The organism is Microbacterium sp. ANT_H45B, assembly GCF_008369345.1.
Classification (GTDB): Bacteria; Actinomycetota; Actinomycetes; order Actinomycetales; family Microbacteriaceae; genus Microbacterium.
On record NZ_VOBK01000002.1, the window covers coordinates 1,152,915 to 1,177,455 of the forward strand.

General features: G+C 70.9%; 21 protein-coding genes. 7 read left to right on the forward strand and 14 right to left on the reverse strand.

The genetic code is table 11. From position 1 onward, the window contains the following. Nucleotide 1: 1 nt before the first annotated feature. The 9 genes from FQ142_RS12025 to FQ142_RS12065 form a co-directional block, all read right to left on the reverse strand. Nucleotides 2-1,294 carry a S8 family serine peptidase gene (locus FQ142_RS12025; RefSeq protein ID WP_149423420.1) on the reverse strand — a complete coding sequence of 431 codons (1,293 nt, stop codon included), beginning with the start codon at nt 1,292-1,294 and terminating at the stop codon, nt 2-4. Next, complete coding sequence (locus FQ142_RS12030; protein ID WP_056415977.1) at nt 1,291-1,833, reverse strand: DUF501 domain-containing protein; 543 nt, start codon at nt 1,831-1,833, stop codon at nt 1,291-1,293. The genes FQ142_RS12025 and FQ142_RS12030 overlap by 4 nt, the downstream gene beginning before the upstream one ends. Nucleotides 1,834-1,915: 82 nt before the next feature. Then, entirely contained in the window at nt 1,916-2,356 is a 441-nt protein-coding gene (locus tag FQ142_RS12035; RefSeq protein WP_149423421.1) for an FtsB family cell division protein, read from the reverse strand. 176 nt (nt 2,357-2,532) lie between these two features. Further along, complete coding sequence (gene eno, locus FQ142_RS12040; protein WP_045255593.1) at nt 2,533-3,813, reverse strand: phosphopyruvate hydratase; 1,281 nt, start codon at nt 3,811-3,813, stop codon at nt 2,533-2,535. Between the two features lie 58 nt (nt 3,814-3,871). Further along, a complete protein-coding gene (locus FQ142_RS12045; RefSeq protein WP_149423422.1) occupies nt 3,872-4,573 on the reverse strand; it encodes an O-methyltransferase in 702 nt (233 codons plus the stop codon). A gap of 32 nt (nt 4,574-4,605) precedes the next feature. Next, nucleotides 4,606-5,565, reverse strand: coding sequence for a CPBP family intramembrane glutamic endopeptidase (locus FQ142_RS12050; RefSeq protein WP_149423423.1), 960 nt, complete (start codon nt 5,563-5,565; stop codon nt 4,606-4,608). Nucleotides 5,566-5,602: 37 nt separating this feature from the next. Beyond that, nucleotides 5,603-6,625, reverse strand: a complete 1,023-nt coding sequence (locus FQ142_RS12055; RefSeq protein WP_149423424.1) for a hypothetical protein — start codon at nt 6,623-6,625, stop codon at nt 5,603-5,605. Then, a complete protein-coding gene (locus tag FQ142_RS12060) occupies nt 6,622-6,972 on the reverse strand; it encodes a GntR family transcriptional regulator (RefSeq protein ID WP_149423425.1) in 351 nt (116 codons plus the stop codon). Before FQ142_RS12060 ends, FQ142_RS12055 begins: the two co-directional genes overlap by 4 nt. Before the next feature lie 32 nt (nt 6,973-7,004). Then, on the reverse strand, nt 7,005-7,973 hold the full coding sequence (locus FQ142_RS12065) for a LacI family DNA-binding transcriptional regulator (RefSeq protein WP_262492138.1): 969 nt from the start codon (nt 7,971-7,973) through the stop codon (nt 7,005-7,007). Between the two features lie 102 nt (nt 7,974-8,075). Between FQ142_RS12065 and FQ142_RS12070 the strand changes: the two genes are divergently transcribed. From FQ142_RS12070 to FQ142_RS12090, 5 genes are read left to right on the forward strand one after another with little or no spacing between them, the layout of a single operon-like run. Then, nucleotides 8,076-9,107, forward strand: coding sequence for an alpha/beta hydrolase (locus FQ142_RS12070; protein ID WP_149423427.1), 1,032 nt, complete (start codon nt 8,076-8,078; stop codon nt 9,105-9,107). Continuing rightward, nucleotides 9,104-10,189 (forward strand): alpha/beta hydrolase fold domain-containing protein, encoded by a 1,086-nt coding sequence (locus FQ142_RS12075; protein WP_188042377.1) that lies wholly within the window; start codon nt 9,104-9,106, stop codon nt 10,187-10,189. Before FQ142_RS12070 ends, FQ142_RS12075 begins: the two co-directional genes overlap by 4 nt. Further along, nucleotides 10,189-11,490: an MFS transporter gene (locus tag FQ142_RS12080; protein ID WP_149423429.1), complete on the forward strand. Its 1,302-nt coding sequence runs from the start codon at nt 10,189-10,191 to the stop codon at nt 11,488-11,490. Before FQ142_RS12075 ends, FQ142_RS12080 begins: the two co-directional genes overlap by 1 nt. Beyond that, nucleotides 11,487-13,142: a CocE/NonD family hydrolase gene (locus FQ142_RS12085; RefSeq protein WP_149423430.1), complete on the forward strand. Its 1,656-nt coding sequence runs from the start codon at nt 11,487-11,489 to the stop codon at nt 13,140-13,142. Before FQ142_RS12080 ends, FQ142_RS12085 begins: the two co-directional genes overlap by 4 nt. Before the next feature lie 12 nt (nt 13,143-13,154). After that, the gene (locus tag FQ142_RS12090) at nt 13,155-14,381 is read left to right on the forward strand and encodes an APC family permease (protein ID WP_149423431.1); all 1,227 of its coding nucleotides are present in this window, start codon (nt 13,155-13,157) and stop codon (nt 14,379-14,381) included. Nucleotides 14,382-14,439: 58 nt separating this feature from the next. On the opposite strand, the gene FQ142_RS12095 is transcribed toward FQ142_RS12090, so the two are convergent. The 4 genes from FQ142_RS12095 to nhaA form a co-directional block, all read right to left on the reverse strand. Continuing rightward, nucleotides 14,440-15,249 (reverse strand): SGNH/GDSL hydrolase family protein, encoded by an 810-nt coding sequence (locus FQ142_RS12095; protein WP_082539450.1) that lies wholly within the window; start codon nt 15,247-15,249, stop codon nt 14,440-14,442. Between the two features lie 102 nt (nt 15,250-15,351). Beyond that, entirely contained in the window at nt 15,352-16,602 is a 1,251-nt protein-coding gene (locus tag FQ142_RS12100; protein ID WP_223145289.1) for a histidine--tRNA ligase, read from the reverse strand. A gap of 65 nt (nt 16,603-16,667) precedes the next feature. Beyond that, nucleotides 16,668-17,321: a MazG family protein gene (locus tag FQ142_RS12105; RefSeq protein ID WP_149423536.1), complete on the reverse strand. Its 654-nt coding sequence runs from the start codon at nt 17,319-17,321 to the stop codon at nt 16,668-16,670. A 68-nt stretch (nt 17,322-17,389) separates the two neighbouring features. Continuing rightward, the gene (gene nhaA / locus FQ142_RS12110) at nt 17,390-18,559 is read right to left on the reverse strand and encodes a Na+/H+ antiporter NhaA (RefSeq protein ID WP_188042379.1); all 1,170 of its coding nucleotides are present in this window, start codon (nt 18,557-18,559) and stop codon (nt 17,390-17,392) included. Between the two features lie 145 nt (nt 18,560-18,704). On the opposite strand from nhaA, the gene FQ142_RS12115 reads away from it, so the two are divergent. After that, complete coding sequence (locus tag FQ142_RS12115) at nt 18,705-21,389, forward strand: phosphoenolpyruvate carboxylase (RefSeq protein ID WP_262492139.1); 2,685 nt, start codon at nt 18,705-18,707, stop codon at nt 21,387-21,389. A 168-nt stretch (nt 21,390-21,557) separates the two neighbouring features. Next, nucleotides 21,558-22,928, forward strand: a complete 1,371-nt coding sequence (gene gdhA / locus FQ142_RS12120; RefSeq protein WP_149423433.1) for an NADP-specific glutamate dehydrogenase — start codon at nt 21,558-21,560, stop codon at nt 22,926-22,928. A gap of 108 nt (nt 22,929-23,036) precedes the next feature. On the opposite strand, the gene FQ142_RS12125 is transcribed toward gdhA, so the two are convergent. After that, entirely contained in the window at nt 23,037-24,464 is a 1,428-nt protein-coding gene (locus FQ142_RS12125; protein ID WP_149423434.1) for an APC family permease, read from the reverse strand. Between the last annotated feature and the right edge of the window lie 77 nt (nt 24,465-24,541).

Genomic DNA, 24,541 nt, shown 5'->3' on the forward strand with positions numbered 1-24,541 from the left:
GTCAGGAATGTGGCGTGCGAATGCGCGCCGAGCGGATACGCCGGGCAGCTGCGGTGACGCCAAGCGCTATCAGGATACCAGGGACTGTGAGCGCGATGAGCGGCAGGGTACCGTAGCGCAGCGATTCAGCGCTGGGAAGCAGCGGTGAACCCGCCTCTGTCGGCGCATCGGCATCGGGCAGCGGCGGCACCGTCACCGGCGTCGCGGTGGGCACCGGCTGAGGAACGGTCTCGGCCCGACGATACAGACGGACCCACTCGGCGAGGTCGCCCATGGGATTCTCGGCGACCGACGGCAGATCGGCGTTCAGGGCCGCCTCCGCGTCGATGAGACCGTAGCCGTACAGGGGATCCGGAGTCTTCGACATCCCCTCGACGGGGATGGCCGTCTTTATGATCCTGTTGATCACGTTGGCCGCATCGAGATCGGGGTGCGCCGACCGGATCAGCGCCGCGATCCCCGCCACGATCGGAGCCGCGCCGCTGGTGCCCCGCCACGAGACCACCGTGCCGTCGGCCGAGACGCCGAGCAGCCCTTCGCTCGGAGCGGCGATGCCGATCGTGATGCCCTGGGTCGACGCCTCGAGGCTGGCGGTCCCGGTCTGATCGACTCCGCCGACGGTGAGCACGCCCGGGATCGTGGCCGGGGCGCCGATGATGTCGGTGCCGCTCCCCCGGTTGCCGGCCGCGACGACCACCACCACATCGTGCTCGAAGGCGTAGAGGAACGCGTCGTCCCAGCTCTTGTCCCAGTCGAGCGTGTTGGTGGTGAAGGAGAGGTTGATGATGTCGGCGCCGTTGTCGACCGCCCAGCGCATCGCCTTGGCGACCTGCTCGGTGAAGGGCACCGCCGCGGCCGCACCGAAGCCGACCGAGATCGACAGCAGATCGGCCTCGGGGGCGACGCCGATCATCCCCTTGCCGTCGGCGGCACCGCGCCCTGCCGCGAGCGAGGCGACCCACGAACCGTGATTGCCGTCGATCGCGCCGACGGGGGTGCGGCCGTCCGGCGAGCCGGTGCCCGACACGTCGGTACCGTCGGTGACCGCGCCGTCGAACACCCCCGGGACCTTGCCGATCCCGGTGTCGATGACCGCGATCGTCACGCCGTCGCCGCGAGTGGTCTGCCACGCGTCACGGATGCGGGCGCCGTCGAGCCAGTACTCGGACGCGCGCACCGGATCGGCGGGGTCGTCCGGCACCGGAGGCGGGGTGGCCGCCGCACCGAGGAGGAGGACGGATGCCACGATCGTCGCGAGCACGACGCCGCTGCGCAGCATCCGACGCGCCGTCATGCGGATGATGCCTCGGCGCCGCGCAGGGCGGCGCCGGGCTCGTCGCACCGGCACCGATCGGGTGACCAGCTGGAGCGTTCGAGCGCCGCGTCACCGATCGGGTTCACGCCGGGACCCGCCGCGAGGGCGTGTCCGGCCAGAGCATGCAGGCATTTGACACGCGTGGGCATGCCACCGGCCGAGATGCCGGAGATCTCGTCGACCTCGCCGAAACCGTTCCGGTCGCGCAGGTACGACCGGTGCGCCTCCAGGTAGGCGGCCGCGACATCCTCGTCATCCGCGAGCAGGGCGGCGAGCTCGGGCATGACCTGCGTCGCCTCGAGCGTCGACATCGCCGCCGTCGCCGCCGGATGCGTCAGGTAGTAGAACGTGGGGAAGGGCGAGCCGTCCGGCAGCCGAGGCGTCGTCGCGACGACCGTCGGGTTGCCGCACACGCAGCGCGCGGCGATGCCCACCACGCCGCGGGCGGTCCTGCCGAGCTGGGCCGAGACCACGGCGAGCTCGGCGGCGGTGGGCGTGGGGAAAGGCGGCGTGGTCACCCGACCAGCGTACGGGAGACGCCAGGGAGCTCGCTCGGAGCCGTGCCGGACGCGCCGCCTGCCCGACGACGGGCGGCCGGGATCAGCGGGTGACCGCCGCCGTGTCGCTCAGGCCGGCGGAGGTGAGCGTGCGCAGCAGCTGCGGCATCCAGTCCGACGGCGTCTCTTCGAGGGTGTCGCTGACGGGACCCTGCTCCTGCGGCAACGCGGCGGGGTCGAGATCGTCGTCGATCAGATAGACGACCTCACCCGGCTTGACGTAGTAGAGGCGCTCGCGCGCCTGGGTGGTGATGTACGCCGGGTCGTTCCAGCGGTCGCGCTCCTTCTGCAGAGCGGTGATCTGATCCTCGGAGACCTGGATGGACTGCTCGAGCGCGGCGATCTTCTGACGCTGATCGATGAACGTCCCCAGCGTCGGCACCAGCACCCATGCTCCCAGCACGACGAGCGAGAGCATGATGACCGAGAACGCGGACAGGCGGATGCCGGAGGCCCACTCCCGCACGTCGACGCTGCGCGCCATCGTGTCGCGTGCGGCCGACCCGCGCGGCGATCCGGACCGGGTCGCGCGGGGCGCGGAGGTCTTCGCCGCCCCGGCTCGGGACGACCCCGGAGACGCCGAAGGAGGAGCCGGTCGTCGTGCCACGGCTCCTCCTCCGTCGATGCCGCGCAGGCGGCGTGCTTCTGTCTGTGCTGCGTTCAGCCCTGGTAGCGGGGGAACGCCGAACGGCCGGCGAAGACCGCCGCGTCGCCCAGCTCCTCTTCGATGCGCAGAAGCTGATTGTACTTCGCGACGCGCTCGCTGCGAGCAGGCGCACCCGCCTTGATCTGACCCGCGTTCGTGGCGACGACGAGGTCGGCGATCGTGGTGTCCTCGGTCTCACCGGAGCGGTGCGAGAGCATCGCGGTGTAGCCGGAGCGCTGCGCGAGGCTGACCGCGTCGAACGTCTCGGTGAGCGTTCCGATCTGGTTCACCTTGACGAGCAGCGAGTTGGCGACGCCGCGCTTGATGCCGTCGGCGAGACGCGTCGGGTTGGTGACGAACAGGTCGTCGCCGACGAGCTGGACCTGCGAGCCGAGAGCATCGGTGAGCAGCTTCCAGTTGTCCCAGTCGTCTTCGGCCAGAGCATCCTCGATCGTCACGATCGGGAAGTCTGCGACGAGGCCCCGGTAGTACTCGATCAGCTCGGGGCCGCTCCAGTCCTTGTTGTCGAGACGGTAGACGCCGTCCGAGAAGAACTCGGTGGCGGCGACGTCGAGGCCCAGCGCGATGTCGGTGCCCGGCGTGAAGCCGGCCTTCTCGATCGCCTTGACGAGGAAGTCGAGACCCTCGCGGTTGCTGGGCAGGTCGGGGGCGAAGCCGCCCTCGTCGCCGAGTCCGGTCGCGTAGCCGGCGGCCTTCAGCTCGCCGCGCAGCACGTGGTAGGTCTCGACGCCCCAGCGGAGCGCCTCGGAGTAGGTCTCGGCGCCGATCGGCGCGAGGAAGAACTCCTGCATGTCGATGCCGTTGTCGGCGTGCTCGCCGCCGTTGATGACGTTGAACAGCGGGACGGGCAGGACGTGCGCGTTGGGTCCGCCGAGGTAGCGGAACAGCGGCAGGTCGGCCGAGTCGGCCGCGGCCTTGGCGACGGCCAGGCTGACGCCGAGGATCGCGTTGGCGCCGGTGCGCTGCTTGTTCTCGGTGCCGTCGGTGTCGATCAGGATCTCGTCGACGATGCGCTGCTCGCTCGCCTCGACACCCTCGAGGGCCGGGCCCAGCTCGTCGATGATGGCATCGACGGCCTTGAGGACGCCCTTCCCGCCGTACCGGCTCTTGTCGCCGTCACGCAGTTCGTACGCCTCGAATGCGCCGGTGGATGCCCCCGACGGGACGGCCGCGCGCTGGACGACACCGTCATCCAGAAGCACCTCCACCTCGACGGTCGGGTTCCCGCGCGAGTCGAGAATCTCGCGTGCGCCTACAGCCTCGATCAGTGCCACTGATGTGCTCCTTGCTCAGAGAAAACGTTGTGTGGAGCGTCGTCGATCCTCGGCCAGTCTAGCCCGCCGCCGGGTCGGCGCCGGGGTCCGCGTCGGAGGGCGACACCACGACGGCGAGCGCGAAGCCGTCCCATCCCTTGACCCCGACGGTCTGCAGGGCGGTGGCGTCGAAACGGGGGTCCTCGCCCAGCATCCGCAGTCCGTCCCTGGTGCCGATCACCTTCGGGTCAGTCGTGTCGTCACGGATGATCTCGCCCTCGCGCCCGATGTTGTCGAGGATCACGACGGTGCCGGGATGCCCCAGGCGCGCCGCCCAGTCGAGGTAGACGGTGTTCGACTCCTTGTCGGCGTCGATGAAGACGAGATCGAATCCGCCGACGAGAGTCGGGAGCACATCCGCGCCGCGCCCGATCCGGATGTCGACCCGGTCGCCGACGCCGGCCGCGTCGAGACTCCCCCGCGCGACGGCCGCATTGCCGGCCTCTGCTTCGATCGTCACGACACGGCCCTCCGCGCCGACCGCGCGTGCCAGCCAGATCGTCGAGTACCCGCCGAGGGTGCCGATCTCGAGCACCCGCCGCGCCCCGCTGATGCGCGCGATCAGGTGGAGCAGCTTGCCCGAGACGGGTGCCACCTCGATCTCGGGCAGTCCGGCCGCGCGCTGCGCCGTCAGAGCCGCCTCGAGATGCGGATCATCCCCGACGAGCAGATCGGCGAGATAGGAGTCGGTCTTCGACCAGGCATCGGCGGTGGCGTCCATCCCCTCAGCAAACCCTCGCGGCGCACGAGGCGTCAAGGGGTGGACGAGTGCTGCGGCTCCCCCGACGCGCGCGGGGTGGAGAGCAGGCGTCCCGGCGCATCCGCCAACTCCGGCTGCTGGCGGAACTGCCCGGTGAGGGCGAGGATCCCGATGACGACGGCGGCCACGATCCACCCCGCGACGCCCAGCGGCCCCGCGAGGGCGAGATCGGGCTGCGATGCGGCGACGAGCAGCACGAGCCCGGCCGCCGCGTTGAGCGATCCGTGCGCCAGGACGGCGGGCCAGATCGACGCGGAGCGCAGGCGCAGCCATCCGAACAGGATTCCCCAGGCGACGCAGCCGCCGACCATGAAGAGGACGCCCGTGACATCGGTGCGGCCGAAGTTGTAGCCGAGCAGGATGATCGGGCTGTGCCACAGTCCCCAGATCGCCCCGCTGAGGAGCAGCGTGGGCCAGGTGCCGAGCGGGCGCAGCGCCGGCACGAGCCACCCCCTCCAGCCCAGCTCCTCGCCGAAAGCCAGCACGCTGTTGATCAGCGCGGCGAAAGGGATCATCACGATCTGCGAGATCACGAGCAGCCCGATGGGAGGCATCGGGGTGCCCTCGGGAAGAGCTCCGGCGATGGTGGCCGAGAACGCGGCGAACGTCAGGTCGAGGCGGACGAATCCGAGCGCGGCGGCGACGAGGACGCCGAGCGCGACGAGCAACGGGGGCGCGAGCCATCCCAGCACCATCAGCCAGATCACGCGCTTCGCCGGACGCAGCGGCCACATCCCGAGGAATCGCAGCCTCTCGCCGCGCGCGGGGACGCGCATCGTCACGGTCACCACGAGCGCGGCGATCGCGGGGGTGAACATCATCACGGGCAGGATGATGCCGGCGAGCGGCTCGGCGAGTCCGTCGCCCGACCACAGTGGCAGGGCGACGAGCCAGGCGAGGCCGCAGGCGAGGGCGGTGAACACGGCGATGGCGGTGACACGGAGGCGGGTCATGAGTGGTCTCCTCTGATCGGGACGGACACGGACGATGTCATCGGGGGTCGGCGGAGGCAGCGAGGACGGATGCCGCCGTGGCCGCGTCGTCGACCGTGACGACGAACACGCGGCCGTTCGTGCGGGCGACTTCGAGAGCGTCCCCCGTGCGGAGCACCACTCCGCGGCGCCCGTCCATGCCGAAGCGATACCCCCATCCCCCGAACTCGGCGAACGGGTCGACCCGCACGGCGCGAACGCTCGCGATCTCCGCGGACGGGATGTCGATCCGCGGCCACCCCATGACGGAACGCACTCGGAGCCCCGCGGCGCTCGCGCGGACGCGGAAGGTGAGGCTCGTCGACACGAGGACCGCGACGATCAGCGCGACCGCGGCGACGATCCACGCCGCGACGACGTCCTGAGCGAACAGGAGCACGCTCATCGCGATCATGAGGAAGACGGCGGTGCCGAGAACGACCTGGCCGACTCTCGCGACCGTCACCGTCTTCATCCACACCGCGCGCTCGTGATCGGCCAGCGGCAGCGGGGTCGCCGCGTCGCCCGAGGACTCGGGCGACCGCGACACCGCCGGCTGCAGGAACCAGCCGGCCGCGGCGAGCCCGATCATCACGACGAGGAGAACCGGGATCCACGGGGTGATGTCGGCGGCATCGGCGGCGTCGGCGAGGCCGCGCTGCGCAGCGGTGGTGACGATGGCGAGCACCGCCATCAGGCCCGCCGTGCCGAGGCTCATCGCCCCGAGCAGCCGCGCGGTCGCGGACCACTGCGGCTGCGCGATCGGTGCCGCAGCACCCTGCTGGGGGAGCCGGTGGGAGAGCAGTGCGATGAGCGCGAACAGCAGCACCGTCCCACCGCCGAGCCCGATCAGCAGGGCGAGAGGGGTCCAGCTCGGTCCGTAGCCGTCGACCCCGTCGAGCCCCCAGTGGGTCGCCGCCGGATCGGGGACATCGGGCAGCCAGGAGAGCACGACGATGCTCGCGAGCGCGATCAGGGCGAGCGGGACGATCACCCCCACCCACCAGAAGGCGGTGCGGGCTCTGCGGATCTCAGGGGTCATGCGTCGGTCTCCTTGATGAGGGCGGCCAGGGTTGCGGGAGAGACACCGAGCGCGGCGGCACGAGCGACGAGAGCGGTGATGTCCTGTGAGAGGTCGGCGAGCGGCGCTGCGGACGCCGAGACCACCGCTCCCCTGCCGCGGCGCAGGTCGATCAGACCTTCGTCTCTGAGCTGCTGGTACGCACGGAGCACCGTGTGCAGGTTGATCTCGAGCGCCTCAGCCAGCTCGCGCGCTGCCGGCAGCCGGTCGCCGGGGCCGAGTCGTCCGGTCAGGACATCGGCTCGGACGGACGCCGCGACCTGATCGAAGAGCGGCCGAGAGCTGTCGGCATCGATTCGGATCAGCATCGGCGCCTCAATTTCTATTAGTTATAGGAGAACTATAACAACTTTCCTCGCGTCGAGCCACGTTCGATCAGGGTCGGAGCCAGAAGCACCGTCTCGTGCGAGACCTCCGTGCCCGAGACCAGGGCGAGGACACGCTCCAGGGCCGCCCGCCCGCTCTCCTCGAACGGCTGGCGCACGGTGGTCAGGTCGAGCCCTGCGGCGAGCTCCCCGTCGTCGTATCCGACCACCGCGAGGGGCGCGACCGGAGGCGAGGAGCGGAGCTCGGCGAGCACCGCCGCCGCATACTGATCATGGTTGGCGACGATCGCGGTCGCGCCCCGGCGGGCGGCTTCCCGCGGGACGTCGGCGCCGACCGCACCCGGCCCGTCGAGCGCGATAGACACGACCTCGACGTGGTCCACGAGCCCTTCGACACGCAGCATCCCCGCAGACACGTACGACGGCGAGCGCTGCGGCTCGTGGACGAACAGCACCCGTCGGTGACCGAGATGCGCCAGGTGCCGGCCGATCTGGGCGCCGCCGTCACGGTCGTCGACGAGGATCACCGGTCCCCCGGCATCCGCTCGCGAGGGCACGACGTCGACGTAGACGACCGGGATGCGGGCCGCACGGCTCGCGCGGCGTGCGGCCCCGCCCAGAGGCACCCCCATCACGACGAGGCCCGCGGCGTCGGCGCGGGTGGGAAGCACATCCAGCAGCGGCTCCTCGGCGGCGGCCGCGGAATCCAGGTCGTAGGGGATGATGTCGACGGCGGCGTCCCTGGCGCGGCGCAGCATGCCGGAGAGCCTGCGCAGGTACGACGGGTAGGTCGTGAAGGGCGCGGCCACCGCGATCCGCGCCGCGCCCACCCGCCGCCCCTCGGTCATGCGATAGCCCAGCTCGGTGGCCGCGGCGACGATGCGCTCCCTGGTCTCCTGCCGCACCCGGTGCGGTGCGCTGACCGCGAGCGAGACGGTGGAGATGCTCACTCCCGCGCGCTCCGCGACGTCGTAGATGGTCACTCTGCCCGGTCGCGCTCGCATGTCCGATTCCCCGCTTCATCGAAGTTCTTCGATTGCACAGACTAGTGCGCAGCCGTCGAAGAAGAGGCGAAGGAGATGCAGATGCCCAGACCGAGGAGTCGCCGATTCCGCCGCCCGTCGCTCGACAGCGCGGTGGCGACGTACGAGAGCCGGATCGCACCGCTGCTCTCTCCCGAGCCGAAGGACCCAGCCGGCCGCCGACGAGTGGCGAGCGAGAACGACACGCGCGTGAGCGCCGCACTGGGCATCGTCCCCCTCGACACCGCGACGCGCGACGAGCTCGTGCCGGTCGACGGGCACCCCGACGTGCGGGTGCGCGTGTACTGGCCGGACGCCGACCCGACCGCCCGCGGTGCCGACCTGCCGATCCTCGTGTACTTCTACGGCGGCGGATTCACGATCGCCGGAATCGACTGGGTGAGCTGGGACGCCCGGTTCCGACAGCGCGCACACGACGCGGGGATCGTGCTCGTCGCGGTCGACTACGCCCACGCCCCCGAGCAGCGCTATCCGACCCAGCCCGAGCAGTGCTGGTCGGCGTTCGAGTGGGTGCGCGCGCACGCGACCGAGCTCGGCGGCTCGCCCTGGCGGATCGCGGTCGGGGGCGCCTCGTCGGGTGGCGACCTCGCCGCGGCGGTGACGCTGATGAACCGTGACAGGGAGAACCATCCGATCGCCCTGCAGATCCTGGAGAACCCGGCGCTGGATCTGACCATCGGGCACGCCGACATGGACGGGATCGCCGCCTCGATGCCCGGCGTGATCGTCCGCACGGCGGGGCGACAGCTGGTGCGGCAGTACCTCGGCGACGATGCGGACACCGCACGCCTCCCCTACGCCTCTCCGCTCCTCGCGGCCTCCCACGAGGACCTCCCTCCGGCCCTCATCCTCACCTCGGAGCTCGATCCGCTGCGCGGCGACGGCGAGGCGTACGCCCGTGCGCTGTCGGATGCGGGTGTCGCGGTCGCCGCTGTGCGTTTCATCGGCCAGACGCACGGATCGCTGGGATGCACCGGTCTCGTCCCCGCAGCGGATGCCGCGCACCGTCTGCTGATCTCCGAACTGCGCACCCTGCACTCGGTGGATGCGCGACGCGAGGAGAGCGCACGATGATCGATCTCGGCGACGACCTCCCCCCGCTCGACGAGCCGGTGCTCGCCTGGCTGCGCCGCACCGTCGAGCTCACGGCCGCACTGCCCGACGCGGGTCCCGCCGGCTCCCCCGCCCGCCGTCGCGCGGCCAGAGAGGTCAGCGACATCCTCGCGGTCGAGTTCACCGATCCCGCCCCCGACGGCGTGCGGGTCGACGACCTGATGGTCGCGGGCGCAGACGGTCCGCTGCGCGCGCGGCGCTTCCGGTCGACCGCAGCCGCCGGCCCGCAGCCGACGATGCTGTGGCTGCACGGCGGCGGATGGACCGAAGGCACGATCGACGAGGTGCTCAACGAGCGGATATGCGCCGACCGCGCGCTCCGCTCCGGCGTGCAGCTCATCTCGCTCGAGTACCGGCTCGCTCCCGAGCATCCGTTCCCCGCTCCCGTCCTGGATGCGGTCGCGGCGCTGGCCGATCTGCGTGCCCATGCCGAGGAGTGGGGCATCGACCCCCACCGTCTCGGCATCGGAGGGAACTCGGCGGGAGCCACGATCGCCGCCTCCGCCGCACTGCGGGAACGCGACGAGGGGAGGCCGCTGCGCCATCAGGCGCTCGAGGTGCCCCCGACCGCTCTGCGACCGCTGGGAGAGTCGATGGGCCGGTACCGCCGCGCGTCGGGGATGGAGGACGCAGAGGGGATCGTCGAGATCTACCGCGCCGGGGCTCCCCTCGCGGAGGCCTCGCCCCTGGACGCCGCGGACCATCGGCACCTCGCTCCCGCCCTGATCCTCGCGGCGGAGCACGACCCGCTGCGCGACGGCGCCATCGCCTACACGCGCACGCTGCAGGCCGGCGGCGTGCCCGTGGTGCTGCGCATCGGGGCGGGCCACGTGCACGGATCCCCCGGGCTCACCGCCCGCTGGCACGGCGCGCGCGTGTGGCGCGACGTGTTCGCCCACGAGGTGGCGTGCGCATACGACGCCGCGGTGGCACTCCCGGACGGCGCGCCTCCGCGGTCCCACACCGAGACCCTCGCCACGATCGAGACACGCACCCCGACACCGATACTGACCCCGACCCCGACCCCGACCTGGAGACGATGATGTCCGCCCACGCCGTCGAGCCCGTACTCCCCTCCTCCTCGTCCGCACCTCCGCTCGCGTCGGACGCGATCCCCGGCGAGCGCCAGAGTCGCTGGTTCTGGGTCGCGTTCGTCCTCGCCTGGTTCGGCTCGGGCATCGCCCAGGGTGTGGCGAGCGTCGCGATCCCGCAGCTCCTCAAGGAGTGGAACCCCGATCAGGCCACCGGCGATCTCAGCATCGTCCTCACTCTCGGAGGCGCCGCCGTCCTCGTCACGACACCGATCTTCGGCCGGGTCAGCGACCGGTCGATGTCCCGCCTCGGCATCCGTCGTCCCTGGATCCTCTCCGGAGCCGTCATCGCGCTGATCGGCTACGGGATCCAGGCGACCGCGCCGTCGCTGCTGCTGCTCGGCACCGGCACGGTGCTCGTCCTGGTGGGCTGGGGAGCGATCTCGATGACGGTCCACACGCTGTTCGCCGATCAGATCAGACGCAGCATCCGTGCGATCATGTCGGCGGTGACGGGCGCCGCCACCGCACTGGGGATCCTCGGCGGGGTCTCGCTCTCGGGCGTCGTCGCGGCGACAGGGCAGGCGGGGATGTTCCTGATCCCCGGCGGACTGTCGGCGCTCCTCGCGCTCCTGCTGTTCTTCGCGCTCAAGGACATCCGGCGCACCGCGCCCGCCGCCCCTCTGGACTGGCACGGGGTGCTCGCCACGTTCTGGCTGAGCCCGCGCCGGTACCCCGACTTCGCGTGGGCGTGGATGTGCCGGTTCTTCATGACGGCGTCGATCGTGTCGGTCACCAGCTACCTCTATCTGACGATCTCCGGTCGCTTCGCGATCGACGACCCCGCGGCGATCGCCGCCGTGCAGACGCAGGCCACCGCGGCCTTCACACTCATGAACCTCGTGATGGCGTTCGTCTTCGGGGTGATCTCGGATCGCACGAAACGCCGCAAGCCGTCGGTCGTGATCGGCTCCCTGGCCAGCGCCGCGGGTCTCGTGCTCGCCGTGTCGTTCGGCGACATCGTATGGTTCCTGGTGGGCATCGCGATCGTCGGTGCGGGCCAGGGCGCCTACATCGCCGCCGACGTCGCTCTCATGACCGAGTGCCTGCCCTCGATCGAGGACGCGGGCAAGGATCTCGGCATCGTGGCGCTCGCGTACCTGCTTCCCGGTATCCTCGTGCCCGTGTTCGGTTACTTCGCGACCCGCATCGGCTCTCCCACCGGCGAGAACTTCGCCGCCCTCTACATGGGCGCGGTGGTCATGGCGCTGATCGCGGCGTTCTCCGTCACGCGGGTGAAGGGCGTGCGATGAGCGGCTCCCCGCGGCTGACCCTCACCGCTCGGCGCGAGCACCGGCGCCTGAGCAGGGTCGACGGGATGCCGCCTGTGACGCATCCGACGGTGCGCCGCACCTCGGGCATCCCGGTCGAGGCGGCCGACGGCGTCTCCCTGCTCACCGATCACTGGCACGCCGAGGGCGCGGGCGGCCACACCGTGCTGATCCGCACACCGTACGGGCGCGACGGGATCGCCGGTGTCGCGCGGTTCCTCGCCGAACGCGGACACCACGTCGTGGTGCAGAGCTGCCGGGGCACGTTCGGCTCGGGAGGCGCCTTCGACCCGCTGCACCACGAGGTCGCCGACGGCCAGTCCGCGATGCGCTGGCTGCGCCGACAGCACTGGGCCACGGGCCGCGTGCACTCCTGGGGCGGGAGCTATTTCGGGGTGACGCAGTGGGCGTACTGCGACGGCGACGAGCGACCGGACGCGATGGGGATCGCGATCTCGGCCCGCCGGTTCGATGACGCGATCCTCTATCCCGGCGGTGGATTCTCGATCGACACCCCGCTCACCTGGGCGTACGCGCTCGACATCCAGGAGAGGTCGCTGCCCGCCCGCCTGCGGGCACTGCTGCTCGCGGCGCCCGCGCTCGATCGCGGCGCACGAGCGGTGCCTCCGACCGAGGCCGTGCGGGTGGCGCGCGGCGCGGACCCCGGCTTCTTCCGCGACTGGGTCGCGCACAGCGATGCCGGAGACCCGTGGTGGCATCCGCTGCACTTCGCCTCGGACATCGAGACCATCCCGCCCGTGACGCTGATGGCCGGCTGGCAGGACCTTTTCCTCGTCGGCCAGCTCGCCGACCACGCGGCACTGCAGGATGCCGGACGCGCGGTGCGTCTGATCGTCGGGGACTGGGTGCACGGGGCGACCGAGATCACCGACATCGGCGTGCGAGAGGTTTTGGAGGCGTTCGCCGACGCGCGGCCGAGCGGCGTGCGCGTCGAGGTCACGGGCGGTGCCGGGTGGCGCGACCTCGACAGCTGGCCGCCGCCCTCCTCTCCCCTGACGCTGGATCCGACCGCCGCGAACAGGCTGGCTCCGAGCCGGGATTCGGCGACCGCATCCGCTCTCTCGTACCGTTACGACCCTGCCGATCCCACTCCGGCGGCGGGCGGGCGGACCCTGAATCCGTTCCGTGCCGGACGACGCGATCAGCGCGCCCGCGAACGCCGCGACGACGTGCTCGTGTTCACGGGCGATGCCCTCCGCGCCGATCTGGTCGTGATGGGCGCACCCGGGTTCGAGATGTCGTTCACGTCGACGAACCCTCGGGCCGACGTCTTCGTGCGGCTGTGCGAGGTCGACGCCAGAGGCACCTCGCGCACGATCACCGACGGGTATCGACGGCTGCAGCCCGAGGCGAGCGCCGACGGACCCCGCAGGGTGCGCCTCGATCTGGCCCCGATCGCCCACCGCTTCGCCGCGGGATCGCGCCTGCGCCTGCAGGTGTCCTCCGGTGCGCATCCGGTGCACCTGCGCAACCCGGGGACGGACGACCCGGTGCGCGATCACTCCCGGCTGGTCCCCAGCACCCAGACGGTGCAGGTCGGCGGATCGACACCCGCCAGGCTCACGCTCCCCGTGGTCGATGGACCGGGACATCCGTCGTTCACCGGCACGTGACACGATGACGGGATGCCCCTCGCCCGCCGCCTGACTCTTGGCGACGCCACCGCCCTCGGACTCGGTTCGATGATCGGAGCCGGCGTCTTCTCGGTCTGGGCGCCGGCGGTCGGAGTCGCCGGCAGCGGCCTGCTCATCGCGCTCGTGATCGCGGCGATCGTGGCCTACTGCAACGCCACCGCGTCGGCGCAGCTCGCCGCCGTGCATCCGGTGGCCGGAGGAACCTACGCGTACGCGAGTGCCGAGATCGGCCCGTGGTGGGGCTTCGTCGCCGGATGGAGCTTCGTGATCGGCAAGATCGCGAGCTGCGCGGCGATGGCCATGACCTTCGCCGCGTACGCCGCACCGGACGGCTGGCGGGTTCCGGTCGCCGTGGCCGCGGTGGTCGCGCTCGCGGTCGTCAACTGCCTCGGTGTGACGCGCACGGCTCTCGTCACCCGCATCCTCGTGGTGTGCTCGCTGCTGGGACTGGCCGTCGTCGTCGCGGTCGGGCTCGGAACGGCATCCGCGGCGTCCCCCGTTCCGCTGCCCGATGCCACGGCCTACGGGGTGCTGCAGGGTGCGGGTCTGCTGTTCTTCGCCTTCGCCGGGTACGCGAGGATCGCCACCCTGGGCGAGGAGGTCGTCGATCCCGCGCGCACGATTCCCCGGGCGATCCTGCTCGCTCTCGGCGGCGCCGTCATCGTGTACCTGCTGGTCGCGGTCACGGTGCTCCTCACCCTCGGCGGCGGGGCGGCGATGAGCACGGCACCGCTCGCCGACGTCCTCTCCTCCACGGGGTGGGCCGCGCTCACCCCGATCGTCCGGATCACGGCGGCGGCCGCCTCGCTGGGGGCGCTGCTCGCACTCCTCACCGGGATCGGGCGTACGACGCTGGCGATGGCACGGGAGAAGGATCTGCCCTCGTTCCTCGCGAAGGTCGACGAACGCCGGCAGGTGCCCCGACGAGCCGAGATCCTGATCGCCGTCATCGTGGTCGCGATCGTGCTCGTCGCCGATCTCCGCGACGCGATCGGGTTCTCCTCCTTCGGCGTCCTGCTGTACTACCTGATCGCGAACGCCGCGGCCTTCCGTCAGCAGGGCTCCGCGCGCCGTCATCCCCGCGCGCTGCAGGTCGTCGGGGCGCTCGGCTGCCTGCTGCTGGTGAACTCGCTGCCGGTGCTGGCCTCGATCGTCGGGACGGCTGTGGTGCTGATCGGGGTACTCGCCAGGATGATCCGGCTGCGGCTGACGCGCTGATCAGGAGAGCGGGGGTGCGTGGGAGGGCGCGGGGTGTGAGGCGGCCGAGGCCTGCGGTTCAGCCCACCGTCCGACGACGCGAGCGGAGCGCGGCCTCCGCGGCATCGCACGCGGTCGGGAGGAGCGCCTCGGCCGTGCGCCGGTAGCCCAGCGGGCTCGGATGGAAGCGATCCATGCTGAACATCGCGTCCGGATCGTCGAAGAACATCGGACCGACGGCACGACGGAGATCGACAGGGCGCGCCCCCGCGGCGAGAGCCGTCTCGGTCTGCGCCTCCGCCAGTCTGCGCGACATGCTGGAGACCAGCCGGCGCAGCGGCTGCGGAACCGGACGCAGCGCACCGAGATCAGGACAGGTGCCGACGACGACCTCGGTGCCGCGCCGACGCAGACGCAGGACCGCGTCGCGCAGGTGCTGCGTCGAGACCGCGACAGGGATCCGGTGCGTGACGTCGTTGCCGCCCACCACGATCACGGCGACGTGCGGTGCGTAGTCCTCCGGCAGGTCCGCGAGCTGGGCCGCCAGGTCGGGCGACTCCGAGCCGACGACCGCGCCCGTGCGCAGGTGCACGGGCCATCCGATCCGTCGAGCCATGCCCTTGGCCAGGCGCCCGCCGAGCGTCTGCTTGCGGCGCTCGGCGCCGAGACCCGCCGCGAGCGAGTCGCCGAGCACGAGCAGTTCGATCGGCTCGCCGCCGAGTGAGGGACGCCAGACGCGGTCGGCATCGATCGACCGTTCGCCGAGCGGCTTGCCGATGCGGCGGCGCGCGATGGCCGCCTGACGGGCGAGTACGACTCGGATGCCGGCGGCCGCCCCGACGGCCGCGACGCCGAGCCCGACCACGGTGACGAGACGATGTCCTCTCATGCGCCGATTCGACCCGACGGGCGTGAACGCCGCGTGAACGACATCCGTGCCGCGGCCCTGCATTCGGAACCCGGAACGAGTCCGGGCCCCGATGTCCCGATCTCAGGAGAGGGGCTTGAGCTCCAGCGCCACCGTGCCGGCCGACACCGTGGCGAACTCCGTGTACCCGTCGGCGGACGAGCGCTCGAGCAGCGCCTTGACGTTCTTCGTCCGTCGCTCCAGGCGCACTCGCGCTCCGGACGCGACGAGCCCCGCCTTGTGCGAGACGAGCGCGGCCACCGGCACGTCGGCGTCATGGATGAGCACGACCGCACGCTCGCCGGCGTCTGCGCCGACGGTCACCAGATCGACCAGGCGCTCGAAGCCCAGCGAGAAGCCGACGGCGGCGACCTGCTGCCCGAGGAACCGCCCGATCATGCCGTCGTAGCGACCGCCGCCGCCCAGCGAGTACGGCACCGAGGGGTGGGCGAGCTCGAAGATGGTGCCCGTGTAGTAGCCCATGCCGCGCACGAGGAACGGATCGAAGACGAGCGGGATGTCGTCGGCACCGCGCCCCGCCGCGACCGCCTCGCCGATCCCGACGAGGTGGTCAACGATCTCGTCCGGTGCACCGTCGGGCAGCGCCTTGCGGATCTGTCGTTCGCCGAACGGGTTGTACTCCATGGTCTGCGGCCGGCGCAGGAACTCCTCGAACGCGTCGACCGCCGACGCGGCCGCGCCCCTCTCCCGCAGCTCGGTCGCGACGCCGTCGGGTCCGATCTTGTCGAGCTTGTCGATCGTGATGAGGACGCCGGGTCGCTCCTCGGCGCTGAACCCGAAGCTGTCCAGCATCCAGTCCAGCGCCCGCCGGTCGTTGATGCGCACGGTCGCGCCCTCCAGCCCGAGCGCGTCGACCGCGTCGAGCGAGGCCACCATCAGCTCGGACTCGGCCCGGGCGGACTCGTCGCCGATGATGTCGATGTCGCACTGCACGAACTGGCGGTAGCGACCCTTCTGCGGGCGCTCCGCACGCCACACCGGGCCGATCTGGATGGAACGGAAGACACCGGGCAGCTGCCCTCGGTTGCTCGCGTAGAAGCGCGCGAGCGGCACGGTGAGGTCGTAGCGGAGTCCGAGGTCGGCGAGTGCGCCCTGGTCGTCGGACGCCTCCCTGATCGCCTCGGCGTCGAGCCCGCGGCGCAGCACGTTGAACGCGAGCTTCTCGTTGTCGCCGCCGATCCCGGCGTGCAGTCGCGAGTACTCCTCGAGCGCCGGCGTCTCGATCTCGTCGAAGCCGTGCGACCGGTAGCGGTCGCGGATGACGGAGAGGACGCGCTCACGGCGGGCCTTGTCGGCGGGGAGGATGTCGCGCATGCCGCGCGGCGGGTTCACAGTAGCCACGCCTCCATCTTCCCAGGTCGCCGGGGTGGCCCGTGGCGTCACGGGCGCGATTCGGCCTCGCGGACCTCATCCTCCACACGCCGGAGCCGCTCGCGCAGGGCGCGCTCGGCATCCCACCCCTCCGCCCGGGCGACCGCGACGAGCGCGAGCAGGGCATCACCCAGCTCGGCCTCCGTGGTCGGCACGGATCCCGCCGGCGCTGCGACCGCCGGCGCTGCGCCCGCTTCCGCCGCCGCTGCGACGCCTGCGCTCGCGACGTCCACTCCGACCCCCGCCGCTCTGCCTGCCACCTTCTGGGCGAGGGCGAGAGCCGGCATCCCCCGCGGGATGCCGTCGAGCACGCTGCGTCTCGTGCGTTTCTCGGCCGCCTTCGCGGCATTCCAGTGCACGAGCACCTCCTCGGGCGTGGTCGCCGTCTCACCCGCGAAGACGTGCGGATGCCGCCGCACCATCTTCTCGGTCAGGGTCGCGGCGACATCGTCGATGTCGAAGGGGTCGGTCGGGTCCTGCGCGGCGATCGCCGCGTGGAACAGCACCTGCCAGAGCAGATCGCCGAGCTCCTCACGCAGGTCGTCCTTCGTGCCGTTCTCGACGGCGTCGATGACCTCGTGCGACTCCTCGATCAGATACGGGACGAGATCACGGTGGGTGATCCGCTGCGACCACACGCAGCGCTCACGCACCTCGCGCATGGTGTCCGCCGCCGCCCTCAGCGGATCCGGATCCTCATGCGGGGCCGATTCACGTTCTCCGGACACGGTCACTCCTCGCCTCTGTGCGATGGTCGTCGGTACGAGCGGGCGCGCAGCGACACGATGGCCCCCGACAGCACCAGGGCGAGCAGCGAGCCGACGAGCACGCCGAGGATCGCCTGGTCGCGGACGCGCGCGTCGCTCGTGAAGGCGAGATTGGCGAGCAGCAGCGAGACCGTGAACCCGATGCCGCCCAGGGCTCCGGCCGCCAGGATGTCGCCGAAGGGCAGAGCGGGAGCGGTGCCCCGGGGGCGAATGCGCATCGCGACCCAGCCGAACAGCGTGATGCCGACGATCTTGCCGACGGGAAGGGCAACCACGATGCCCCAGAACGCCGGCGACAGCTCGGAGAGTGCGACGTCGGGGATGACCACGAACGCGGCGACGAAGGCGAAGACCGGCAGGATCACCCCGTTGACCGTGGGTTCGAGGGCATGCCTGGTGCGGGCGGCGGGCACCGGCGACATCACGAGGCCCAGCAGCACGCCCGCGATGGTGGCATGGATGCCGGATGCGGCGACGAGTCCCCACGTCACGACTCCGACCACGACCATCGCGACGGCGATCGCCGTGTGCCCCGTGGCGTGCAGCGCGCGGCTGAGGAGCCAGAACGCCGCCACCGCGATCACGGCGAGGACGAGCAGCGGCCACTGGACGTCGTGCGCGAAGAGCACGGCGATGAAGATGATGCCGATGATGTCGTCGAGGATCGCCAGCGCTAGCAGGAACACCCGCACGGTCGAGGGCAGACCCCGGCCGAACATCGCGAGCACGCCGAGGGCGAAGGCGATGTCGGTAGCGGTGGGGATCGGCCATCCGGTCGCGGTCGCCGAGCCGCCGGCGATGAGCAGGTACACGGCGATCGGCACCAGCACCCCGCCCGCGGCGGCGATCGCCGGCTGCATGGCCTTGCGCGGCGAGTCGAGCTCTCCGTGCGTCAGCTCGTGACGCAGCTCGATGGCGACCACGAGGAAGAACACCGCGAGGAGCCCGTCGGACACCCAGTGCTCGATCGAGAGGTCCAGCGCGGTCCCCGGCACCGCGATGCGGAGGTCCAGCACCGCGGCGAGCGCGTCGTGTGCGGGCAGGTTCGCGAGCAGCAGTCCGAGGCCCGCGGCGAGCAGCAGCAGCACGGCGGGAAACTGCTGTCCACGAAGGGGGTTCACGGAGATGCGCATGTCCCCTCCATGGTAGTTCGCCCGGTCTCGCGGACGCCTTGCGAACGCGTCACGGACGCCTTGCGAACGCGTCACGGACGCCTTGCGAACGCGTCGCGCCGTCATGAGTTCCGAGCGGGCCCGCCACCCGGGCTACTCTCGAAGCGTGACCCCCGAACACAGCTTCCCCGAGCCCACCGACACCTCGGCCATCCGCATCATCGGCCGCTTCGAAGCCGGCCGTGGCATCCCCGACGCGATGCGCTCCGACGTCAGGATGCTCGGCGGCCTCCTCGGCCAGGTACTGCGCGAGGCCGGCGGCGACGACCTCTTCGAGGACGTCGAACGTCTGCGACTCGCGACGATCCAGGCGTACGACGAGGAGACCTCCGACGCGTTCGATCGCGCCGCCGCGATCGCCGAGTCGTTCACGATCACCCGCGCCGACGAGGTCGCCAGGGCGTTCACGTGCTACTTCCACCTCGTGAACCTCGCCGAGGAGCACCAGCGTGTGCGCGTCCTGCGCGAGCGGGCGGGACAGCCCGGTCGTGAGGATGCCGCCGACACCGTCGCGTCGGCATATGCGCGTCTGAAGACCGAGGTGGGCGACGACGAGGCGCGTCGACGCCTCGAGGGTCTGCGCTTCCACCCGGTGTTCACCGCCCACCCGACCGAGGCGCGGCGCCGGGCCGTGTCGTCGAGCATCCGCCGCCTGTCGGAGCTGCTGACGCAGCACGATGCCGCCAGCGACGACGGTGCGGAGCAGCGCCGCGCCCACCGACGCATGCTCGAGGAGATCGACACGCTGTGGCGCACCGCGCCGCTTCGTGCCGAGAAGCCGTCGCCGACCGACGAGGTCCGCACGGTCATGGGCGTCTTCGACGAGACGCTGTTCACGACGGTTCCCCACGTGTACCGCCGCATCGACGATGCTCTGCGCGGAGACGACTCCGGCGCCAGCGCCCCGATCGTGCCCGCGTTCGTGCGGATCGGCTCCTGGGTCGGCGGCGACCGCGACGGCAACCCGTTCGTCACCGCGTCGGTGACGCGCGAGGCGTCGCAGATCGCCTCGGACCACGTGCTCCGCGGTCTCGAGCGTGCGCTCGAGCGCATCGGCCGTACTCTCACCCTCGATGCCGAGGACACCCCGCCCAGCGCGGCCGTCTCGTCGCTGTGGGACGCGTTCGCCGACGCCGAGCCGCGCGTGGCGTCGGAGCTCGGCGCACGCTCCCCCGGCGAACCGCACCGCCGGGTGCTGCTCGCTCTCGCGCACCGGGTCTCCGCGACCCGACGGAACGAGGAGTCCCGGTACGGCCGCCCCGAGGAGCTGCTGGCCGACCTGCGGGCGGTCCAGTCGTCGCTGGCGGATGCCGGAGCGAAGCGCCATGCCTTCGGCGGCGTGCAGCATCTGATCTGGCAGGTGGAGACCTACGGGTTCCATCTCACCGAGCTCGAGGTCCGTCAGCACTCCCAGGTGCACGCGAAGGCTCTCGCCGAGCTCGAGGGCGGCGAGGCGATCAGCGCGCAGACCGAGGAGGTGCTCGAGGTCTTCCGCGCGATCGCCGACATCCAGCGCGACCGCGGTCTTCGTGCCGCCGGCCGCTATGTCGTGTCGTTCACGCAGGCGGCCTCCGACCTCGCGAACGTGCACCGTCTCGCGCGGCACGCCCTCGGCGACGACGGCCCCGTGCTCGATGTGGTGCCGCTGTTCGAGACCTTCGCCGACCTGCAGGCAGCGCCCGGCATCCTCGCCGAGGCCGTGACGTTCCCGGAGTTCCGGGCACGGATGGCCGACACCGGCAATCGTCTCGAGGTCATGCTCGGGTACTCCGACTCCTCGAAGGACGTCGGCCCGGTCGCCGCCAACCTCGCGCTCTACGAGGCACAGGCGAAGATCGCGCTGTGGGCGCAGGAGTCCGGCATCGAGCTGACCCTGTTCCACGGCCGTGGCGGTGCCCTCGGACGCGGCGGCGGACCCGCGAATTCCGCGATCCTCGCGCAGCCGCCGCACTCGGTCGACGGGCGCTTCAAGCTCACGGAGCAGGGCGAGGTCATCTTCGCGCGCTACGGCGAGCCGGCGATCGCGATGCGCCACATCGACCAGGTCGCCGCGGCGACCCTGCTCGCCTCCTCGCCGTCGGTCGAGCAGCGCACGAGCGACGCCGCGGCGCGGTTCGCGGACATCGCCGCGGTCATGGATCGTTCCTCCCGTGAGCGGTTCTTCTCCCTCGTGAAGGCCGAGGGCTTCGCGCCCTGGTTCGCGACGGTCACCCCGATGGAGGAGATCGGCCTGCTCGCGCTGGGGTCGCGCCCCGCTCGTCGCGGACTCTCGGTCGAGTCGCTCGAAGACCTGCGCGCCATCCCCTGGGTGTTCGCGTGGACGCAGGCGCGCATCAACCTCGCCGGCTGGTTCGGACTCGGCACCGCCCTCGCCGCCGTCGGCGATGAGGCCCGTCTCACCGAGGCCTACCGCGACTGGCCGCTGCTGCACACGATGATCGACAACGTGGCCATGAGCCTCGCGAAGACCGACGAGCGGATCGCCCGTCAGTATCTCGCGCTCGGCGACCGTGACGACCTCGCCCAGCTCGTGCTCGACGAGATGACGCTGACCCGCGAGTGGGTCGTCCGGCTCACCGGTGGCGTCGGACTCCTCGAGAACAAGCCGATCCTGCAGCGCGCCGTGCAGCTGCGCACGCCGTACGTCGACGCCCTGTCGCTCCTGCAGCTGCGGGCTCTGCGGGCGCTGCGCGATCCCGACGCCGCGTCGGGATCGGGAGCGGGCGACGAGCAGAAGCGACTCCTCCTCTCCGTCAGCGGCGTCGCGGCCGGGCTCCAGAACACCGGGTGATCCATCCGTCGCGCCGTCGACCACGGGTGCGCACGCGTGGTCGACGGCGCTCCTCGGCGTCCCCGCTAGAGTGAAAACGGCCCCCGATCCGGCGAACCTCCCGGCCCGACGCCCCTCTCACGCGACACGATCGCACGTACGTCCTCCCCCGTCAGAAAGACCTTTCGCGTGACCTCTTCGTCTTCCCCTGCCTTCCACCCGCTCGCCGATTCCGTGCAGCCCGTCTTCGACACCGTGCTCGCCCGCAGCCCGCACGAGCCCGAGTTCCGGCAGGCCGTGCACGAGGTGCTCGGCTCCATCGCCCCGGTGCTGGCTCGGAACCCGCAGTTCGTCGACGGCGGCATCCTCGAGCGGCTGGTCGAGCCCGAGCGCCAGATCCTGTTCCGGGTGCCGTGGGTCGACGACTCCGGTCGCCTGCAGGTGAACCGCGGATACCGGATCCAGTTCTCCTCGGTGCTCGGCCCGTACAAGGGCGGACTGCGATTCCACCCGTCCGTGAACCTGTCGATCATCAAGTTCCTCGGGTTCGAGCAGATCTTCAAGAACGCGCTGACCGGTCAGGGCATCGGCGGCGGCAAGGGCGGATCGGACTTCGACCCGCACGGCCGCTCGGACGCGGAGATCATGCGCTTCTGCCAGTCGTTCATGAACGAGCTCTACCGCCACCTCGGCGAGCACACGGACGTGCCGGCGGGCGACATCGGCGTGGGCGGACGCGAGATCGGCTACCTGTTCGGCCAGTACCGCAAGATCACCAACCGTCACGAGTCGGGGATGTTCACCGGCAAGGGCACGGGCTGGGGCGGCGCCGAGGTGCGCACCGAGGCCACCGGCTACGGCGCGGTGTTCTTCGCGCAGGAGATGCTGGGGGTGCACGGCGACTCCCTCGACGGCAAGCGCGTCGGCGTCTCCGGGTCGGGCAACGTCGCGATCTACGCGATCCAGAAGGCGGCGCAGCTGGGAGCCGTGCCGGTGACGGCATCCGACTCCTCCGGCTACGTCGTCGACGATGCGGGCATCGACGTCGACCTGCTCCGCCAGATCAAGGAGGTCGAACGCGCGCGCATCGTGGAGTACGCCGCCCGGCGCCCTGGTGCCCGGTTCGTCGAGGGCGGCAGCGTGTGGGAGGTGCCTGTGGACATCGCGGTGCCCTCGGCGACGCAGAACGAGCTCGATCTCGACCACGCCCGCGCACTGATCGGCAACGGCGTGCGCGCGGTCTCCGAGGGCGCGAACATGCCGTGCCTGCCCGCGGCGATCGACGCCTTCCAGAGCGCCGGGGTGCTCTTCGCTCCCGGCAAGGCCGCGAACGCGGGCGGTGTGGCGACCTCCGCGCTCGAGATGAGCCAGAACGCCTCCCGGCAGCGCTGGAGCTTCGACGCCAGCGAGAACAAGCTGCGCGAGATCATGTCCGACATCCACGCCGCCGCGTTCGATGCCGCCGAACGTCACGACGTCGCCGGCGACTACGTGGCAGGAGCGAACATCGCCGGCTTCGAACGCGTCGCCGGGGCGATGCTCGCGCAGGGCGTCATCTGATCCCGCGCCGGTCCTCCTCCGACACGCGTCGGAGGAGGACCGGACTCAGCGCTCGTCGACAGGCACTCAGCGCTCGTCGACAGGCACTCAGCGCTCGTCGACAGGCACTCAGCGCTCGTCGACAGGCACCTTCACGACCTTGTTGTACCCGGTGACCGCCTGGTTCTCATCGAACGCGACGACCTTCCTGCGGAAGCCGCGCGTGATCACGAGCAGGTAGATGAACCCGAGGGCGGTCCAGATCAGTCCGCCGATCAGGGCGTCCTGATGCAGATTGACCCACAGCAGACCGGTGAGCAGCATGCCGATCGCGGGCATCACGATGTAGTTGACGATGTCGGCCGGGGTCTTGCGACGACCCTTGCGGATCGCGAACCAGGCGATCACCGAGATGTTCACGAACGTGAAGGCGATCAGCGCGCCGTAGTTGATCCAGGCGGCGATCAGCTCGAGCGTGAAGGGGATCGCCAGCAGCGAGATCGCCCCCACCAGCACGATGTTGAAGGTCGGTGTGTGCGTGCGGGGGTTGATGTAGCCGAAGACTCTCTGCGGCAGCACGTTGTTGCGTCCCATCACCAGCAGCATGCGCGATACCGAGGCGTGCGAGGCGAGCCCCGAGGCGAGGGTCGCGCAGAAACCCGCCGCCGTCAGCACCGCCATGAGCACGTTGCCGCCCACGAGCTGTCCGATGATCGGCAGCGTCGAGTCCTCGACGAACTGCATGTCGCCACCGGGGGCGAACTCGTTCCAGTCCGGGAAGCGCAGCTGCGAGACATACGAGGCGACGAGGAAGATGCCGCCGCCGATGATCACCGTCAGCAGGATCGCCTTGGGCATGATCTTCGGGTCCTTCGCCTCCTCGGCGTACATCGTCACCGCGTCGAACCCGATGAAGGAGAAGCAGACGATGGTGGCGCCCATCAGCACCGCTCCCATGGTCACGTCGTCGTGCAGGAACGCGCCGACCGAGAGGATCGTGGCCGCTCCCTCGCCCCGCATCAGCTGCGCGACGACGAGGACGACGAAGACGATCATCACGATGATCGAGAAGACCAGCAGGATCATGTTGAGGTTCGAGGTGCCGCGCATGGTCATGTAGATGATGCTGGTGACGAGGATGCAGTACAGCACGACCCAGATCCAGGCGGGGACGTCGGGGAACATCGCCTCGAGGTAGCTCTTGATGATGAGACAGTTCACCATCGGCAGCAGCACGTAGTCGATCAGAGAGGTCCAGCCGACCATGAACCCGAGGTTCGGGTGGATCGATTCGCGCACGTACGTATACGCCGATCCGGCGCTCGGGATCGCGCTGGCGATCTTGCCGTAGCTGATGGCCGTGAACACCATCACGACGAGAGCGACCAGGTACGCCGCCGGGACGACGTCCTGGGTGTCGCGTGCCACCATGCCGAACGTGTCGAACACGACGGTGGGTGTCATGTATCCCAGCCCGAGTCCGACGATGGCCCACAGGCCGAGATTGCGTCGGAGGGCTCCCCCGCCCTGCGCGAGCGGCTTGGTCTTCGCGGCCATGTGTACTCCTTCAGGGACGGCGCAGAGGCCGGACTTCGGGTCGTCCGACGTTGAGCATCAGTATGGACCCGGGAGTT